Raw genomic sequence first — 18513 nt, 5'->3', positions numbered from 1 at the left:
GAACCTGCATTAATTATCAATATTATGAAACGTGTAATTGTAGATTACAAAAAATTAACCAACGAGATTCTATCTATGCTGGTAGACAAATATCCTGATGGATATGGTGATGATGACATCATTAAATTTAAAAATGCAAATAATGAAACCGTTGAGGCTGTTGAAGTAAGAACAGAAGAAACTATCTATTTAGTAAAAGTAAGTACACGTCTTGCTAATACAATGGAGAAGTTTGAAGACGATGACGATGATGAATTTGCGAATGATGATACGCTAGAAACAGATAATTTAGATATTCCTGAAGATCAGGAAGAAGATGAGGACTAATGTTTTTTTTTATTATATAGAAAAACAAAAACTCAATCTTCTTTGAGTTAATCGTAGCTCAGATTAAAAATATTTATAGTTTTTAAAAAAATAACTGGAGCTTTGCTCCAGTTATTTTTTTGCTTTAGCACTACTACTTAAAACTATTTAAAACAACACGCTTCACCTTCAACACACTCCTTTACTACAACATATATTAACACTGTAAAGTTTACTAATAAGATATTCTTTTGCTTTATAGTATTTTTCAAAGTAAAATCTTACAAGAAATTTTCATATATTCGGTCAATAACCCTTTTTGGCACACAGTTTGTATTGGTATAAGAGAAGAGTAATCGAAAGATTAATTTTCAACCTAAAACTTAGAAAATATGAAACATACATTAATAATACTATTGTCAATATTTCTTAGTGGAACAGCTGTTGCAAAATCTGATGAAGCTAATAACAATTACAATCCTGCATATAGCAGTTCTTTTATATTTGTAGAAAATGGAATAACATTCTCTGTTTACCCTGATGGAGAATTTGACTTTTATATAGATACTCCTGAAATTATTCATACAGGATTACATACAGACAACATTAGCATTACATTTAATTCAGGTTATCGCTACGATCCTTATGTACAGTATGATGATTATGGAGCTGTAATTCAAGTAGAGAACACTCCTATATATTATGATTTTTATGGTCGTGTTACCAGAATTGGTTCCTTAGACGTATTTTACCGTGGTAATTTTGTAAGTAGAATTGGAGGATTACAGGTATATTACAATAATAATGGTGTATATGTAAATTCTAGAGGATATATAAATGCTTATAATAGAACTTATGTATACCGTCCTTATCATCGTTATTTTGAAAGACCTCGTCCTAGCTATTGTATGGTAAATCGTCAACCTTACAGAAGATATTACAGACCTGTAAGATACACGTATTACAAACCTTATAATGATAACAGAAGAAGATCTTATGCAAGCGTTGGTAGAACATATCATTATAAAGAAAGTAACAGTCGTAAATCTCTTTATTCAAATGATAGAAGAGTAACTGTGAGAAACGATAGTAAGGTACAAAATAATGTACGTAGTAGAAGTTTAGCATACGAAACTAATAGAGGTACTGAAGTTAGAAATACTAATAGCTCTAGCAGAAGTAGTTCTCCTAGCTATTCTAGAAGCAGCAACACTAATTCAAGTAATAACACAGGAAGAAGTAGCTACAGTAGATCTGCGTCACCAACAAATACAAGAAGTTCAAGTACACCTATTAACTCAAGAAGTACATCAACTTCTAGATCTAGTAGCAGTAGAAGTTCTGGAAATAGTAATTACTCAACTTCAAGAGAATCTACACCAACGAGTACTAGCAGAAGTAGTTCATCTAGAGCTTCATCTTCTAAATCAACTCGTAGTAGCAGTTCTCCAAGCAGATCTTCATCTACAAGATCTACTACATCTAGTAGAACCAGTGATTACTAATAAAATAAGTTGTTACAATTTAATGTTACAACACAGCATTAACCCACTTAGTGGAATTTAATAGTTCGTTAATAACAAGAATCCGCATGCAATAGCTAGCGGATTTTTTATTTAATATATTTATTTATAACGGCATTAATATCGTCTGAAAGCTTAAGGTTATAAAGAGAGAATACGAAGATTAAACTCACTAATAAAGACTTACAGATGATGTTTATAATAGGAGAAAAGTTGAAATCCCAGAAATAAAAACTAACTAATAAAATGGTTATCAGTAGTGCAGTTTTGAAAGTATTCAGCGAAAATGGCTGTAAATTAAGTTTAGCCTTTACAAAATAGAGTTTAACGATATTATAAAGTGTAAAAGCTAAAAAAGTAGCCAATGCTGCTCCATTTATACCCCAAATAGGAATAAAGATGACATTAAGAAGAACTGTGAGTATCGCTAAGAGCACTCCAAAAAATAATACCATTCTATAATAATCCGAATTAAATATTATTGCGTTATTATTCCCAATTAGATTATCAAAAAGCTTAGCTAGGGATATCAAAAAAACCACAACCACTCCCCCACTATATTGCTCTGGCAGGAGTTTATACAATTCATTTATATTTAATATTATCAATAAAAAAATAAATCCACCAACAATAAATAGATTTATCGAACTCTTCTTATAAAGCACATCGAGCTCCTTAAAATTTCTTGTATTTAGAAGTTTACTTGTAATCGGATATGTAATTTGGTGCATCGCTCTAGCCGGAACAGCTATTACTATGGCAATAAAGACCGCTACATTATAATATGCTATATTTTCGATTTCTTTAAATTGCCCAAGCATAACCTTATCTATATCTAGTAATACTGCAGCGATAGAACCTGTGAGTATTATTAAAAAAGAATATTTTAATACATTTATATAGTTTGTAGGTAAACGAAATATAAATGCAGGTTTCTTGATTATAAAAGCACTAATTAACATTAAAATCATTCTACTGAAGTATACGCCAATTAAAGAATATATAAACATTGGAATACTAAGAACATCAAGATGAACAAGAAAAAGTAAAATCATTACTACTACTCGATGGTAAACTTCTTTTAAGAAATTACCATAAACAGATTTCATATGCACTTTTGCCCAAGCAAAGAAAACCTCAAAATAGGCCATTGAAAAAGCCAATATAAAAATGGTCCACACATAAGGCTCTAAGATTTTATTAGTTTCCGTGAGATAAGACACTATATAATTATAAGATACTATTCCTAATAATCCAACGGGAATTATAATGACCAATGGCAATAAAAACATAAAACCCGTGAAGGCATTTTGCTCTTTACTATTTGTATACGACGAATAGAACTTTATAAGAGTATTCTGGACTCCAAAAGCTAAAATAGGCATCATGATATTAGCAGCGGAAAGTAAATAAGCTACCAATCCATAATAATTATCAGAAAGAAAATTTGTGTATAAAAAAAGGGTACTAACAGCTCCAATTGCAAAACCTATGTAGGTAACAAATGTGTTTTTAACGGTCTGATTTAAAACTATTCCCATGATATTATATGATACCCGCTAGTTGTTCAGTAAGCGATTTACGGTGGTATTTATCGATGCCAACCGAATTTACATACAAATTATCATTTTTATATGCTTTATAAAGTGAAAGTATAGCTGTTTTTAATTTATCTCTATCCCCATAATTAAAATAAAGTCCTGCATTTGTTTTGTTTAATAACTGCTCTACATCCCATTTCTCAGGCCCTAAAGCTAAAATAGGACGTTCCGCAGCAAAATATTCAAATAATTTACCTGGAATTATCCCTCGGGTCTTTTTTGCATCTATCTCAATGAGCAATAATACTTGTGCCGAGCGCTGTAACTTAATAGCATCGTTATGTGACACATATCCTAAAACGCTTAAATTCTCGCTAGGTACATGCTCTTTTATAGAAGCGAGGACATCATCACTTATTACACCTGCTAATTGCAAATTAAAGTCTTCTTTGAAGCCTATATTTTCTGTAAGGAGCTCTTCTATTACACCCCATAAATTCTCTGGATTTCTTCCCGATAAAAGCGAACCTATATGTGAAATTGTAAACTTATTGTCCAACGATTTAACAGCTACTTTATTTGTAACAAATCCATTGGTAATTACCTCTATTGGCTTTTTAGTTATTGCTTCAAACTCTTCCTTTGTAGTAAAACTAGTTGTTACTACGTGATCTGCTCTATTTAAAACTTTTGCTTCTAACTCTTTATGCTTTTGTGAAGCTCTTTTGGAAAGTTTCAACTCAGAATGATATCCAATATTAGTCCATGGGTCTCTAAAATCAGCTATCCACTTAAAGTCTAACTGCTCCTTTAAATTCATTCCTATTAAATGAACACTATGCGGCGGACCTGTAGTAATAACAGTCTCTATTTTTTCTTTTTTGATATAATCCTTAAGATAGGAAACAGAAGGTTTTACCCAGAATATTCGAGCATCAGGAATAAAAAAATTACCACGAATCCATAATAAAAACTTCTCTGAAAATGTCTGCTTTTTTGTTGTTATAATTCCCTTACTAATTTGTTTGGCCTTCTTACTTGATAAAAAAGCGGCCAGTTTATAAGGTTCAAAAATAGGCTGCTTGATAATTTTAATATCCTTTGGAACTTTAGAAAGAAAAGAAGCGTCTTCCATAGGGTAATCAGGATTTTTAGGCACAAAAACTATTGGTTCAACACCAAACTCAGGTAAATACTTTACGAAATTTAACCAACGTTGCACTCCTGGCCCACCCGCTGGCGGCCAATAGTAACATATGATTAAAATTTTTTTCATCCGTAAAATTTAAGAGTGAATAAATCTACAACTTCAAAACATTAAAGCCCTTTAAGAACTTCAAGATATTTAAGATTCTTTTTCCCTTTTATTTTTTTGCTGATAAAAAACACCTCCAATTAGTAGTAAGAATAATAACAGATTACTAGTCAAACTTATAGTACTTCCAGTCTTTACAACTTCAGGATCAAACTTAAAAGTTATCTCGTGTTCTCCAGCAGGAATAGCTAATGCTCTTAAAGCATAATTTACTCTAAATTCATCAACTTCTTGTCCATCTATAGTTACTTTCCAGCCATGAGGATAATACATTTCAGAAAAAACAGCTAAACCATCATTCGAATTTGATGATTTATATTTTATCTCGTTAGGTTTATAATTTACGATTGCTATACTCGCCAAACTATCAACCTCATAATTTTTTTCAGAAATATCTAAAAACTTACTTTGGTTAAAAACAGCTTCAGTTTTTACATTTAAATCTCCTAAAGCTTTCATTTCAGCATCAGCATTATCTGTAGGAATCAATTTACTTACAAACCAAGCAGGCCCATTTGCATATGGGTTGGTAGCTGGATATACTTCTCCTTTTTCATTAGCCCTAATAATATACTTTACATTAAGCATATTAAGAACTCCAACATTATTATTCGCTATTTGATATTCAAATAAATCTTGTAAACGCTTAGGTTTTGCTGCGTGATATCCTCCAATTGATTTATGATAAAAAGAAGTACTTGCTCCGTTGATACTTTCTTGAGAATTGAAAACTCTATAATATCCTGTATCTTCTAAAATCTGCTTATCTATCGCAGATTCTTGGAAAGGCTTATCTAAAACTCTAGCAGAAACAAAATTATCATCATTTACATATTGTCTATCTATCCCTACTAAATCAATTATAAAAAGTAAACCAAAAGCTATTATTGCGTAATTAGCCTTTAATTTTTGCTTGATAAACATCCAAATAACTCCAGCGCTAATAACTACTAAAATAAAAGTTCTCAAAAGGTCTGAGGTATATAAAGACATTCTATCTTTCTTTATATTACTCATCAACTGATTCATTCCCATTTGATCAAACTGTTGGCGGTAATATGCATCATTTGCATGAGCGAAATCAAAAGTTCCTTTCAATAGAAATAATAAAATCACTGTTCCTCCAGCAATAATAGAAGACCACTTTAAGGCATTTAATTTCTGAGAATTCTCTACATCTTTATCAAATAGAGCCTTTAAACTAAGTACTGCCAACACAGGAATACAAAGTTCTAAAATCACTTGTATCGAGGTAATAGCTCTAAATTTATTGTATAACGGGAAATAATCAATCATTAAATTAGTGAGGAAATTGAAATTATGTCCCCACGACAACATTAAAGATACTATCGAACCTGCAACAAGCCACCATTTAAGCTTTGCTTTCAGTAAAAATAAACTTATTAAAAATAAGAATATAACTACAGCTCCAACATAAGCAGGTCCTGAAGTTCCTGGTTGGTCTCCCCAGTACATCATTCTAGCTGCTTGATTTTTAACAAAGTCTTGTGCTTGAGCTGGCGGTACTCCCTGCCCTACTAAATACTTATAACTATTAGAATCTTTGTCTAAATTTTCATCATTTCCTCCACCTAAAAGCCGTGGCACGAAAAGATTTAAAGACTCAAAAAGTCCATAACTATAACTTGTAATATATTCTTTATCTAAACCGCCTGTCTGCTCTTTAGGAGATCCATCTGGATTTATAGTTAACTCACTTTGCCCTCTTGTACTCCACTTCGCATACTCTTGTGTAGCCATTAAATTGGTAGCATTTGTAGCGATAGAAATAATAACGGCTACAGAAAGAATTCCAATAGTTTTAAAAAAATGAGGCAATTCTTTCTTCTTAAATGCATCAATTAAATAGACCACTCCCAATACCAACACTAATAAAAATAGATAGTAAGTCATCTGAAAGTGATTGGCATTTATCTCTAAAGCCATTGCAAAAGCAGTCAATAAAAAACCAACTATATACTTCTTTCTAAAAGCCAACAAAATTCCAGCTAATACGAAAGGGAAATAACCTATTGCATGTGCTTTAGCATTATGACCAACACCTAAAATTATTATTAAATAGGTAGAAAAACCAAAAGCTAAGGCTCCTATTCCAGCTAATTTCCAATCTACCTTTAGCACTAATAAAAGTATGTAAAAGCCTATAAAGTATAAGAATAAATAATCTGCTGGTCTTGGTAAAAAGCGAATTGTTTTATCAAGCTTTTTAATATAATTATGAGGGTAATTAGCTCCTAATTGATAGGTTGGCATCCCTGCAAATGCACTATTTGTCCAATATGACTCTTCTCCAGTTTTATCTTTAAAGTCATTACGTTCTTTAGACATCCCGATATATTGAACAATATCACTTTGGAAGATCTTCTTACCCTGTAAAACAGGAGAAAAATATATTAAGGAGATGAGTATAAAAACTAAAAATACCACAAAATGTGGCAGTATCTTTTTTAATTGGTTGGTCATTAAAATAATGTTTAATTAGTCAATTTCTTCAAATTCTATGTATTCTCCAACTTTTCCTGAAGAATTTGTATTTGAATTCTGAGGTTTCTTATCGATTACCGTTTCTCCCTCTTTGTAGTTTGTCTGCTGACGATTCTGATTTTGTTGTTGCCCAAATTGTTGACTAAACTTCTTTTCCATCTTCTTAGATGCGTATTTTATTAAGTAAGGTCCAAACAAACGTGATAGTATTTTGAAACCGTACCAAACAAGAAGTATAATTAAAATTGTTCTTAATAATTGCATTGAATTCCTCTTTGAAAATACTTTCAAAAATACAATAGATTGACCATAAAACAGGATATAATTCCTTAAAAAAATAATAAAATCACTAAAAAAAGAGTTTAGTAAAGTATATGGAATATAATAGCTATATAAAAAGAGATATTTTCACGATATTTACACCCCCTTTAATTATCATTAATAGTAAATTCGCTGTTAATTATTTTTATCAAAAAATAAGAATTAAACCAAATTTTGACATGAACAGATTATACTTTATTGTTGTCTTTTTATTCTTTATTACCAATTTATCCTACGCCCAATATACCGAAGTAATTAATTCTAACCGCCCAGGTGCTTCCTACAGTGCTTTTGCTGTTGGAAAGAATGTTCTCCAAGGAGAAGCTGGTTTCTATTACGAACGTCAAGACCATTCTCTTTTAGAAACCGAAGCCAATCGTTATGGGGTCGATTACGCTATTCGTTATGGTTTTTTGTTTGAGCAATTAGAGGTTATTTTAGATGGTACTTTTATAAAAGAAAATTTAACTGATTTATCAGTTTCTCCCAGCGTAGATTACACACGAAGTAATTTCACACAAAACACTATCGGAGTAAAATACTTAGTCTATGATCCATATAAAAACCCAGAAAATAACAAGCCTAATCTTTACAGCTGGAAAGCTAACAACCATGTGCAATGGCGTGATTTAATTCCTGCTGTTGCTGTATACGCTGGAGCTAACTTCAACTTTGGAGATAATGCTTTTTACCCTAATGATCCTCAAGTAAGCCCAAAAGTAATGATTGCTACTCAGAATCATTTTACAGCAAATTGGGTGTTGGTTATGAATTTTGTTTATGATAAGTTTACTTCTGACGATCCACTTTTTAATTATGTAATTACACTTACACATGCACTTCCAGATCCAAGATATTCTATATTTGTAGAACACCAAGGTTACAAAAGCGACGCATACGGAGATGGTATTTTTAGAGCAGGTGCTGCCCGTTTATTTGAAAAAAATCTTCAGGTAGATGCTTCTTTAGGAATAAATATAAAAGATACTCCTTCCCGATTCTTCGGATCTATAGGTCTTTCTTATCGTTTAGATAACCATAAAGACAAACCTAAAAACATTGATAACCTTTCTGATGAAGACAAAGAGTTTATCAAAGAAGCTAAGAAAAATAGAAAAAATAAAAATCCTTTTGAGGAGATCGATACTAACGAATAATATATGATTCACGTTAAAGAAATAAATACTAAAAAGGAATTACAACAATTTGTAAAATTCCCTTTCTCTCTTTATAAAAAGTCCAAGAATTGGGTTCCACCAATTATTAATGAAGAAATCAATAATTTTGACAGAGAGAAAAATCCAGCTTTTAAAGATGCTAAAGCATGGTTTTTCTTAGCCTATAAAGACAAACAAATTGTTGGACGTGTATGTGCTATTATTAATTGGAATGAGGTTAATAACCTAGGAAAGAAAAAGCTTCGTTTTGGATGGTTTGATAGTATCGAAGACCCAAATGTTGCAGAAGCGCTTTTTAATAAAGTTGCTGAAATAGGAAAACAGAACGATCTTGAATACATAGAGGGTCCAGCGGGATTTTCTAACATGGATAAAGCCGGAATGATGATTGAAGGCTTTGACAGGATTGGAAGTATGACCACAAATTATAATTATTCATACTATCCGAACCTTATGGAGCACGTAGGGTTTTCTAAGGAGGTGGATTGGAAAGAGTTTGAAATAGAAGCTCCAACAGAAGTTTATGAGCGATTGGAAAAATTTTCAAACCTCATAATGAAGAAATATAATCTAAAACTTATAGACCTTCCTACTACTAAGTCTCTACTTCCATATGCGCAGGATATTTTTGATTTAATGAATAGATCTCATAAGGATTTAGAATCTTTTGTTCCTATAAAGCCTTATCAAATTGAACATTACAAGAACAAATATTTAAAGTTCTTGGATCCTGATTATGTTAATCTTATTGCTGATGAAAACAACAAACTTGTTGGTTTTTCTGTTATAATGCCTTCTTTTGCTGAAGCTTTACAAAAAGCAAATGGCAAACTTTTCCCTTTTGGTTTTTATCATCTCTTAAAGGCTCAGAAGAAAAATGATAAAGCGACCATGCTTCTTATTGGTATTGATCCAGAATATATGAGAAAAGGGCTAACCGCTATTATTTTTTATAAAGTAAACGAAGTCTTTGTTAACCGAGGAATAAAAATCGTAGAAACAAATCCTGAGTTAGAAACTAATAATCAAGTACAAGCTCTTTGGAAGGATTATGATCCTAAATTAATAAAGAAATGGCGTACTTATACAAAGAAGTTATAAAGTAATCTTAGAACTCAGCTTAGAGATTATTTTGGTTTTGATCCCATTTTGTGTCCACCAATAAACGTGATCTGGAAAGGTAATTTCCTTTTTCTAAGGAACTTATATATTTAACCAATTTTTCTCTAAGCTCACAGTGTAGATCCCATGACGTTGTAGCATCTTTACCACTACATAGCGCTCTAATTTTTATAGCTTTGTCTGTTACTTCTACTACTTGAACACTTGGTGAAGTCTCTCTATCCCACTTATCGGAAGATTCTAAAAATTCCTTGAATTTCTCTCTAATCTTATCTACATCAACATGGTAATCAGCATATAAAGTAATAGGTCGGATTTGATTGGCGCTTGTCATAGACCAATTCTCAAAAGTCTTTGAAATAATATCCTTTAATGGCACCACTAAGCGACGTAAATCCCATGTTCTAACAACCATATATGTAAACCTAATATCTTCAACATAACCCCAATTATCATTAATTATAACAGTATCTCCAATCTTTGCTGGTTTAGTTATAGCTATCTGTATCCCTGCAATAATATTACCAAGCGTACTTTGTGCAGCTACACCCAAAATTACAGTAACAACCCCTGCTGAAGCAAGCAGAGATATTCCTAATTTTTCTAAGGAACGAAATTGAGATAGCACAATTGAAATTCCAATTATTGTTACCAGAAATGTTATGATTCTTCTAGCTACTGAAATATAAGTTAACGATTGTCTTGCCTCAGAATTTTCTTCCATAGAAACATCTGCTATTTGGTTTTCAGCAACATAAATCATAAAAGAATCTATAAACTTCATGATAAACCAAGTTATAGAACCTACCACTAATATCAATAATAACGTATAAATATTGCTTGCAAAAGGCCCTGCAAACGATATCAACTCATTCAAAGTGATATAAAAAAATAATACACCAAAAGCTATCGCGCCTGGCTTTGCCAATTTTGATGCTATGGTAGTTAGCCATATTTTTTTAAAACGTTTGAAAATAAACTTTAAAAGCTTATAAAATATCCATCCAACTAAAAAGGATATTCCCATCAATATAAATGTCCCCACTAATTTCCATATCGGAGCATTAAAAAGTTTAAACCTTGCCCAACTTGGCATCATACGATCTAATTTTCTTGGACCATATTCTGTATATAAATCTTCAATATTTTCTACTGTATTAGATGACACCAACCAAAAAGCACCATACTCTTTATATTTAACACGTTGCAATCTTAATACAATATCCCTTTCTCCTAGATCTACAGCACCAAAAACTACACTCCGACGTGGATTCCCAGCAATAGCCTGATTTGTGGTTGTCTGAATGTCCGATTGTCCATCTGGACGATCTGATAATCCATCCCAATCAATTTTAACCCGAGAATCTAATACGATATATAATTTCTGTGCTAGTTCTTGGATCGCTTTTTCATCAATATTATCTGGCAATAAATTGAGATTTAATGCATAAGCTGCCGCTTTGTAATCCTGATTACGACAATGAACAATAAAATGCTCCAAAGTAGCTTGAGGCGTCTGTAAATTATATTTATTTGGAGGAAGCCCCATTACATTATTCAACCTACTTACCTTATAATACGCCTCATTATAATCTCCTATAGGATTGTCTTTATAAACTTTACTTTCAGGTAGAACGCTTTCCTTTTCAGGAAGCTCTCTAATAGAGTCTTTAGCTTGATTGGCATTTTCCTTCTGAGCATGAGCCGTTGTAATGATTAATAAAAGGAAGATGTTTAATAATGTAGAAAAGTATATATGTTTAAATGATCCAATATTCATTTTAAATAGGTAGTTAGTTGGTTATGCATAAAATATAAAACAATTTTTAAATAATCACTCTTTTAACTACCCAATATCAAAATTCAGCAAAAAAATATCTCAAAAACAAAAAACCCGCTATAAAGCGGGTTTCTTATATATGATAGAATAAGGACTATTTATCTCCCATTGCAGCTTCTACAGCAGCAGACAGTCTTTTGTAAGTACCATTTTCCAAACGATCTCTAATAGCAGAGAACGCATCTAAAGTAGCTTCAATGTCTTCTAATGTATGTGTAGCTGTAGGAATCATACGTAATAATATAAGACCTTTAGGTATTACAGGATACACAACAATAGAACAGAAAATACCGTAGTTTTCTCTTAAATCTTTAACAAGCGCCATTGCTTCAGGAATACTACCGTTAAGATATACTGGTGTAACACAACTCTGCGTTGTTCCAATATCAAAACCTTTTTCTTTTAATCCATTCTGAAGTGCGTTTACATTTTCCCAAAGTTTAGCTTTAAGTTCTGGCATTGTTCTTAACATATCCAGACGCTTTAATGCTCCTTTTACAAAAATCATTGGTAATGATTTTGCGAACATTTGAGAACGTAAATTATATTTTAAATAATCTATTACTTCTTTATCTCCAGCTAAGAAAGCTCCTATACTGGCCATAGATTTTGCGAAAGTAGCAAAGTAAACATCAATTTGATCTTGCACTCCTTGCTCCTCACCTGCTCCAGCACCTGTTGCACCAAGTGTTCCAAATCCATGAGCATCATCAACAAGCAATCTAAAGTTATATTTGTCTTTTAAAGCTACAATTTCTTTTAATCTACCTTGTTCACCTCTCATTCCAAAAACTCCTTCAGAAATAACAAGAATACCTCCTCCAGTTTGCTCAGCCATCTTAGTAGCACGCTCTAGATTCTTTTCAAGACTATCTATGTCGTTGTGTTGATATGTAAAACGTTTACCCATATGAAGACGAACTCCATCGATAATACAGGCGTGAGAATCTACATCGTATACAATAATATCATTTTTAGTAACCAAAGCATCTATACAAGATACCATTCCTTGATAACCAAAATTTAATAAATATGTAGCCTCTTTGTTAACAAATTCAGCAAGTTCGTTTTGTAATTGTTCATGTAGGTCTGTATGTCCACTCATCATCCTGGCACCCATTGGGTACGCAGCACCGTGATCTGCAGCTGCTTCTGCATCTGCTTTTAATACTTCTGGGTGATTAGCAAGACCAAGGTAATCATTGATACTCCAGGTAATAACTTCTTTCCCATTAAATTTCATTCTGTTTGAAATTTCGCCTTCCAATTTTGGAAAAACAAAATATCCCTCTGCCTGAGAAGCCCATTTTCCCAATGGTCCTTTGTTCTCAATAATCCTATCAAATAAATCTCTCATGTAAATGGAGTTTCTTTTATGTTCAAATAAACGTTAAATTTACAGCACGCAAAAGTAACTAAATTTAAACTCTTATCATAAATTATTTACTTTTCTTCTACAAGTTTCTTAAACTGTTTTTTAAACATCTTGTCTAAGAACTTGTCTGAAAATACATTAATAGCTAGCCAAAATAGCCATTTTTTAGGGGCTACAAGATACCTTGTATTCCTTTTCTTACCTTCATATATCCCATAGATTAAATTCGACACTTCGCTAGCATCTAATGCAATTCCTTCCATACCTTGAACTGCTTTATCCATGTTATCGTAGATTTTCTCGTATGGAGTATTTTTATACTTATTTACTTGCGTATCGGCATCTGCTTTGGCTTTGCTCCAAATTTGTGATTTTATAGGTCCTGGTTCTATTATAGAAACTTCAATTCCAAAATCACTTAATTCTCTTCTAAAACCATCAGAAAGTGCTTCTACAGCATATTTAGATGCAGAATATGGTGCCATAAATGGTCTTGTTACTCTTCCAGAACCGCTACTTATGTTTATAATTCTTCCTTTAGGACGATCATTATCAAAGCCTAGAAGTGGTAAAAAAGCTTGGGTAACACGAAGAACACCTAGAACATTAATATCCAACTGATCTGAAAACTCTTTGATTGGAATGTAAGCTAAAGGTCCATTAACAGACACTCCAGCATTATTTACTAAGCAATCTAGAGAGCTTCCATCTAAGATCTTTTCGACTTCAATAACAGCTTCTTTTATAGCTGCTTCATCTATAACATCAAATAACAAAGCATGGAAATTACTTCCTAACTCTTGTGACAACTTATCTGCGTCTTCCTTTTTTCGAACGCTTCCAAAGACTAAAAAACCTTTATCTAGAAATAATTTTGCGGTTGTATACCCTATTCCAGAGGAAACTCCGGTAATTAATATGTTTTTCATTTATATGTTTTTATAGCAAAGCTGAACTATTTAAGCTGATGTTATTTCTTGCACTGCCTTGATGGCATTTGCTTCAGCTTTTTCATCTTTGTAATTTTTCCAACGCTCTCCAGCGATGTAATTCATTCCATTATCAACGGTAAAAAGACGTACCAAGTTTGAAAGTCCTTTCGCTTTGGTTTTTAATGAGTCATTAGCTCTTAAAGCTAAAGAATAACCTCCTTCAGCATAATAAACATAATGCCACCACAATTTCGGAATAAATAGTGTTTCCCCATGCTCTATCGTTGCTTCCATGCCTTTGGCATATTTATAAGCAGGGTATTTATTATAATCTGGATTCAAAACATCCAAATGTGAGTGATTGGTGTAAGGTAATTTGTATAACAATTCTGACTGTTCCTGCGGAAATAAATATACTTTTTTCTGCGTTTGAAAATGTGTTAAAAACACATGTGAGCAATCAATATCATAGTGAAGGTTTAGTGCTGAGCCCTTACCTCCAAAAAACATCAGAGCGAATTTTAAAAAACCATCCATAATTGTAGGCGTTTCATAATCTTCTGCAAGCTCAGGAGCTCGTTTCATTATTTGAAAATTATGAAATCTTAGATTTGTGGGTTTTGTTTCTATAATATTTAGATAATCTCTAAATTTTTTATGAGAAACGGGTTTCATATAACCATTTCCTGGGTTATGATAAGAATCATCATACATAGGAATTTCCCAATCTCCGTAATTTTCTTTAAAAAAATCAAAAGTCCATTTCGTAGTCGCTCTCCAATCTTTGGCTAAGTCTTTAAATATTACTGGTGTATTGGTTGAAAGATACCTTTCTTTAAATTCCTTTTTGGTGATGTTCTCTACTTTATCGACCAAACTGAAATTAGACATCTCAAAATTTACTTTATATATTCTATTTTTTGTGTTTCTTCTGTATTAATAGCATCAAAGAAACCTTGAGCACGCATCCAATCGTCACTATAAATTTTACTCATATAACGTGAACCATGATCAGGGAAAATCATAACAACATTACTATTCTCGTCAAATTCTCCTTCTTCTGCTAGTTGTTTTACTGCCTGCATAACAGCACCACTTGTATACCCTACAAAACAACCTTCAGTTTTAGAAATCTCACGAGCTGTGTGAGCACTTTCTTCATCTGAAACTTTGATAAATTTATCAATAACATCAAAATCGGTTGCTGTTGGAATTAAATTCTTTCCTAAACCTTCTATTCTATATGGATAGATTTCATCGGAATCAAATTCTCTAGTTTCATGATATTTTTTAAGCACAGAACCATAAGCATCAACTCCTATAACTCTAATTGCGGGATTTTTCTCTTTTAAAAACCTAGCTGTTCCAGAAATAGTTCCTCCTGTACCGCTACAAGCAATAAAGTGTGTTACTTGTCCTGCTGTTTGCTCCCAAATCTCTGGCCCTGTAGATTGGTAATGTGCATCGATATTAAGCTCGTTAAAATATTGATTTATATAAACCGAACCTTTCATTTCATCGTGCATACGCCTCGCCACTTGGTAATACGATCTTGGATCATCTGCACTAACATGTGCTGGACAAACATACACTTTTGCACCCATGGCGCGTAACATATCTATTTTATCAGGGGAAGACTTAGAACTAACGGCAAGAATACAATCATATCCTTTAATTACACTTACCATAGCGATACTAAAACCAGTGTTTCCAGAAGTAGTTTCTATGATTGTGTCTCCAGGTTTTAAAATTCCTTTACGTTCTGCTTCTTCAATAATGTGGAGTGCTATACGATCTTTACTAGAATGACCCGGATTGAAAGCTTCTACTTTTGCATAAAAATTTCCAATAAGATTCTGGGTTATTTTTCTAAGCTTTAGTAATGGGGTATTCCCTATTAAATCTAAAACGTTATCGTAAGCATTTATCTTTTGTTTCATATAAACAATTTGGTTAGATACAAAATAGTTTTGAATTCCTCCAAACCATGCAAATTTAATTATTTTTTTTAATTACTGCCCTATTCCTTCCAAATCTAAGAGGAAAGCATATTCTTCTGCAACCTCTTTTAAAGCTTCAAATCTCCCTGAAGCTCCCCCGTGGCCTGCATCCATGTTAATATGGAACAATAAAAGTTTATCAGTTTTTTTAACACTTCTTAACTTTGCTACCCACTTGGCTGGTTCCCAATATTGTACTTGAGAGTCGTGCAATCCTGTTGTCACTAATAAATTTGGGTACTCTTTTTCTTCAATATTATCATAAGGAGAATACTCCTTTATATATTGGTAATATTCTTTGTCATTCGGATTTCCCCATTCGTCATATTCTCCTGTTGTTAACGGTATCGATTCGTCCAACATGGTTGTAACAACATCTACAAAAGGTACCGCTGCAATCACTCCGTTATAGAGTTCTGGAGCAATATTTATAACCGCTCCCATTAACAATCCTCCAGCAGAACCGCCCATTGCATATAAATGTTTTTCTGAAGTATAATTTTCATTAATTAGAAATTTAGAGCAGTCAACAAAATCTGTAAATGTATTTTTCTTTGTCAATAACTTTCCGTCTTCATACCACTTTCTACCAAGGTATTCCCCTCCTCTAACATGAGCTATTGCATAAATAAAACCTCGATCCAATAAAGAAAGTCTTACAGTTGAAAAATAAGGGTCTATAGTGGCTCCATAAGAACCATATCCATATAATAATAATGGATTCTTACCATTTTTCTCTATTCCCTTTTTATAAACTATAGAAATAGGAATCATCGTACCGTCTGCAGCTTTTGCCCATACACGCTCAGATTCATAATTGTCTTTATCGAACTTCCCTCCAAGAACTTCTTGCTCTTTTTTAACTGTTTTTTCTTTTGTAATCAGGTTAAAATCGATTGTACTCGCTGGTGTCGTCAATGAGTTATAAACATAACGAAGCGTGTCTGTGTCGAACTCTAAGTTTGTTGATGTAAAAGCTGTATAAGTTTCATTATCAAAAGGGATATAATATTCATTAGTTCCATCCCAACGCGATACTTTTATTTTATTTAGTCCGTTAGAACGCTCGCTAACTATTAAATAATCTTTAAAAATATCTATATCTTCCAGTAAAACATCCTCACGATGCGGAATAACTTCCTCCCAATTCTCTTTTGTAGTCTTCGCTACGGAAGTCTTCATCAATTTAAAATTGGTCGCCTTATCGGCATTTGTAATGATATAAAAAGCATCTTGATAATGAGAAATACTATATTCTAGCCCTCTTATTCTAGGTTGAAAAACGGTAAGCTGATCGTCAGGATTATCAGCATCCAAGAAACTAAATTCTGAGGTTAATGTACTTCCAGAGCCAAAAATGATATATTTCTTAGATTTAGTTTTATAAACAAAAGCATTAAATGTTTCGTCCTTTTCATGATAAACTAATTCATCTTCTTCTTTCTGCTGTTCTAAAACATGCTTATAAACCTTATCCGATCTTAAAGTTTGATCATCTTTACGGGTATAAAAGAATGTTTTATTATCATTTGCCCATGTGCTTCCCCCCGTAGTATTTTCTATTTTTAATGGATAAATCTCTCCTGTTTGTAGATTTTTTATCTGAAGGGTATATTTTCTTCTACTTAATGTATCTACTCCGAAAATGGCTAATTTATTGTCTGGACTAATATTAATTCCTCTTAAGTTAAAATAAGAGTATCCTTTTGCCATTTCATTACAATCGAACATCACTTCTTCTTCCGCACCTTCACTGTCCTTTTTACGGAGAAAAATAGGATAATCTTTCCCTTCTTGGAATTTTGTAATATACCAGTATCCATTATATTTATAAGGAACCGACTCATCATCTTCTTTTATACGGCCTTTCATTTCTTTAAATAAATCGGCTTCAAAAGAATCTGTATGCGCAGTCATTTCTTTAAAATAAGCATTTTCTCTCTCTAGATAATCAATAACTTCTGGGTTCTCTCTATCATTCATCCAATAATAATCATCCACCCTAACATCTCCATGTTTTTCTAATCTTTTAGGCTTCTTTTCGGCAATTGGAGGAGTTATATTTTTCATGTCTTTAATTTCTTTCTTTTTACAGGAAGCCACAAAAATAAGACATAGTACAAGAATTAAAGGACGGATACCCATAATTATTTAAATTAAGATTGTTAACTACTAATTTAGTAATTTTGCAGTTACAAAAATTATAATATTATGTTTGGAGACCTTATGGGAATGATGGGTAAATTAAAAGAAACCCAGAAAAAAATTGAAGAGACAAAAAAACGATTAGATACGGTTACTATTTCTGAAGAAAGTACAGATAAACTTCTTAAAATAGAAATGACTGCCAACAGAGAATTAAAATCGATAAGTTTAGATGACGAACTGTTGAAAGATAAAGAGCAATTAGAAGATTATTTGGTTTTATACCTTAATAAAGCTATTTCGCAAGCTAGTAAGATCAATGAAGCTGAACTTGGTGCAGCTGCCAAAGATGGAATGCCAGATATCCCTGGAATGGATATGTTTAAATAGTTTGGCGTAGTCTTTGTTAT

At 32.4% G+C, this 18513-nt stretch carries 15 protein-coding genes; 5 read left to right on the top strand and 10 right to left on the bottom strand.

The features are described 5' to 3' along the window. Positions 1 to 24: 24 nt before the first annotated feature. Positions 25 to 327 carry a hypothetical protein gene (locus JM658_RS04855; protein WP_236958114.1) on the top strand — a complete coding sequence of 101 codons (303 nt, stop codon included), beginning with the start codon at positions 25 to 27 and terminating at the stop codon, positions 325 to 327. A gap of 371 nt (positions 328 to 698) precedes the next feature. Continuing rightward, positions 699 to 1811 carry a hypothetical protein gene (locus JM658_RS04850; protein ID WP_236958113.1) on the top strand — a complete coding sequence of 371 codons (1113 nt, stop codon included), beginning with the start codon at positions 699 to 701 and terminating at the stop codon, positions 1809 to 1811. Positions 1812 to 1918: 107 nt separating this feature from the next. Here JM658_RS04850 and JM658_RS04845 read toward each other — a convergent pair whose 3' ends face one another. The 4 genes from JM658_RS04845 to JM658_RS04830 all read right to left on the bottom strand — a co-directional run bounded on the left by JM658_RS04845 (position 1919) and on the right by JM658_RS04830 (position 7454). Further along, entirely contained in the window at positions 1919 to 3370 is a 1452-nt protein-coding gene (locus JM658_RS04845; RefSeq protein ID WP_236958112.1) for a lipopolysaccharide biosynthesis protein, read from the bottom strand. Positions 3371 to 3374: 4 nt separating this feature from the next. Beyond that, positions 3375 to 4646, bottom strand: a complete 1272-nt coding sequence (locus JM658_RS04840; protein ID WP_236958111.1) for a glycosyltransferase family 4 protein — start codon at positions 4644 to 4646, stop codon at positions 3375 to 3377. Positions 4647 to 4715: 69 nt separating this feature from the next. Then, complete coding sequence (locus JM658_RS04835) at positions 4716 to 7169, bottom strand: YfhO family protein (protein ID WP_236958110.1); 2454 nt, start codon at positions 7167 to 7169, stop codon at positions 4716 to 4718. 15 nt (positions 7170 to 7184) lie between these two features. Next, on the bottom strand, positions 7185 to 7454 hold the full coding sequence (locus tag JM658_RS04830) for a DUF4834 family protein (RefSeq protein WP_236958109.1): 270 nt from the start codon (positions 7452 to 7454) through the stop codon (positions 7185 to 7187). A gap of 236 nt (positions 7455 to 7690) precedes the next feature. On the opposite strand from JM658_RS04830, the gene JM658_RS04825 reads away from it, so the two are divergent. Beyond that, positions 7691 to 8668 carry a transporter gene (locus JM658_RS04825; protein WP_236958108.1) on the top strand — a complete coding sequence of 326 codons (978 nt, stop codon included), beginning with the start codon at positions 7691 to 7693 and terminating at the stop codon, positions 8666 to 8668. A gap of 3 nt (positions 8669 to 8671) precedes the next feature. Beyond that, complete coding sequence (locus JM658_RS04820; protein ID WP_236958107.1) at positions 8672 to 9790, top strand: GNAT family N-acetyltransferase; 1119 nt, start codon at positions 8672 to 8674, stop codon at positions 9788 to 9790. Positions 9791 to 9809: 19 nt separating this feature from the next. On the opposite strand, the gene JM658_RS04815 is transcribed toward JM658_RS04820, so the two are convergent. From JM658_RS04815 to JM658_RS04790, 6 genes are all read right to left on the bottom strand, one after another. Next, the gene (locus JM658_RS04815; RefSeq protein ID WP_236958106.1) at positions 9810 to 11591 is read right to left on the bottom strand and encodes a mechanosensitive ion channel family protein; all 1782 of its coding nucleotides are present in this window, start codon (positions 11589 to 11591) and stop codon (positions 9810 to 9812) included. A 154-nt stretch (positions 11592 to 11745) separates the two neighbouring features. Further along, positions 11746 to 13008 carry an aminotransferase class I/II-fold pyridoxal phosphate-dependent enzyme gene (locus JM658_RS04810; protein ID WP_236958105.1) on the bottom strand — a complete coding sequence of 421 codons (1263 nt, stop codon included), beginning with the start codon at positions 13006 to 13008 and terminating at the stop codon, positions 11746 to 11748. Positions 13009 to 13094: 86 nt separating this feature from the next. Beyond that, entirely contained in the window at positions 13095 to 13955 is an 861-nt protein-coding gene (locus tag JM658_RS04805; protein WP_236958104.1) for an SDR family oxidoreductase, read from the bottom strand. Between the two features lie 30 nt (positions 13956 to 13985). After that, complete coding sequence (locus tag JM658_RS04800) at positions 13986 to 14849, bottom strand: cupin-like domain-containing protein (RefSeq protein WP_236958103.1); 864 nt, start codon at positions 14847 to 14849, stop codon at positions 13986 to 13988. An 8-nt stretch (positions 14850 to 14857) separates the two neighbouring features. Continuing rightward, positions 14858 to 15898 (bottom strand): PLP-dependent cysteine synthase family protein, encoded by a 1041-nt coding sequence (locus tag JM658_RS04795; RefSeq protein ID WP_236958102.1) that lies wholly within the window; start codon positions 15896 to 15898, stop codon positions 14858 to 14860. A 72-nt stretch (positions 15899 to 15970) separates the two neighbouring features. Beyond that, positions 15971 to 18103, bottom strand: a complete 2133-nt coding sequence (locus JM658_RS04790) for a S9 family peptidase (protein ID WP_236958101.1) — start codon at positions 18101 to 18103, stop codon at positions 15971 to 15973. A 66-nt stretch (positions 18104 to 18169) separates the two neighbouring features. Here JM658_RS04790 and JM658_RS04785 point away from each other — a divergent pair, with 66 nt between their 5' ends. After that, positions 18170 to 18493 (top strand): YbaB/EbfC family nucleoid-associated protein, encoded by a 324-nt coding sequence (locus JM658_RS04785; RefSeq protein ID WP_236958100.1) that lies wholly within the window; start codon positions 18170 to 18172, stop codon positions 18491 to 18493. Positions 18494 to 18513: the final 20 nt, after the last annotated feature.

Source organism: Joostella atrarenae, assembly GCF_021764745.1.
GTDB classification, from domain to species: Bacteria; Bacteroidota; Bacteroidia; order Flavobacteriales; family Flavobacteriaceae; genus Galbibacter; species Galbibacter atrarenae.
Note: the sequence above shows the minus strand (reverse complement) of the source record. Positions and strands in the feature narration are given on the sequence as shown.

Coding starts and splice junctions, on each gene's coding strand:
- JM658_RS04790 (WP_236958101.1), bottom strand. CDS start 18,103: ATGGGTATCCGTCCTTTAATTCTTGTACTATGTCTTATTTTTGTGGCT.
- JM658_RS04825 (WP_236958108.1), top strand. CDS start 7,691: ATGAACAGATTATACTTTATTGTTGTCTTTTTATTCTTTATTACCAAT.
- JM658_RS04835 (WP_236958110.1), bottom strand. CDS start 7,169: ATGACCAACCAATTAAAAAAGATACTGCCACATTTTGTGGTATTTTTA.
- JM658_RS04820 (WP_236958107.1), top strand. CDS start 8,672: ATGATTCACGTTAAAGAAATAAATACTAAAAAGGAATTACAACAATTT.
- JM658_RS04785 (WP_236958100.1), top strand. CDS start 18,170: ATGTTTGGAGACCTTATGGGAATGATGGGTAAATTAAAAGAAACCCAG.
- JM658_RS04840 (WP_236958111.1), bottom strand. CDS start 4,646: ATGAAAAAAATTTTAATCATATGTTACTATTGGCCGCCAGCGGGTGGG.
- JM658_RS04815 (WP_236958106.1), bottom strand. CDS start 11,591: ATGAATATTGGATCATTTAAACATATATACTTTTCTACATTATTAAAC.
- JM658_RS04810 (WP_236958105.1), bottom strand. CDS start 13,008: ATGAGAGATTTATTTGATAGGATTATTGAGAACAAAGGACCATTGGGA.
- JM658_RS04855 (WP_236958114.1), top strand. CDS start 25: ATGAAACGTGTAATTGTAGATTACAAAAAATTAACCAACGAGATTCTA.
- JM658_RS04845 (WP_236958112.1), bottom strand. CDS start 3,370: ATGGGAATAGTTTTAAATCAGACCGTTAAAAACACATTTGTTACCTAC.
- JM658_RS04805 (WP_236958104.1), bottom strand. CDS start 13,955: ATGAAAAACATATTAATTACCGGAGTTTCCTCTGGAATAGGGTATACA.
- JM658_RS04830 (WP_236958109.1), bottom strand. CDS start 7,454: ATGCAATTATTAAGAACAATTTTAATTATACTTCTTGTTTGGTACGGT.
- JM658_RS04800 (WP_236958103.1), bottom strand. CDS start 14,849: ATGTCTAATTTCAGTTTGGTCGATAAAGTAGAGAACATCACCAAAAAG.
- JM658_RS04795 (WP_236958102.1), bottom strand. CDS start 15,898: ATGAAACAAAAGATAAATGCTTACGATAACGTTTTAGATTTAATAGGG.
- JM658_RS04850 (WP_236958113.1), top strand. CDS start 699: ATGAAACATACATTAATAATACTATTGTCAATATTTCTTAGTGGAACA.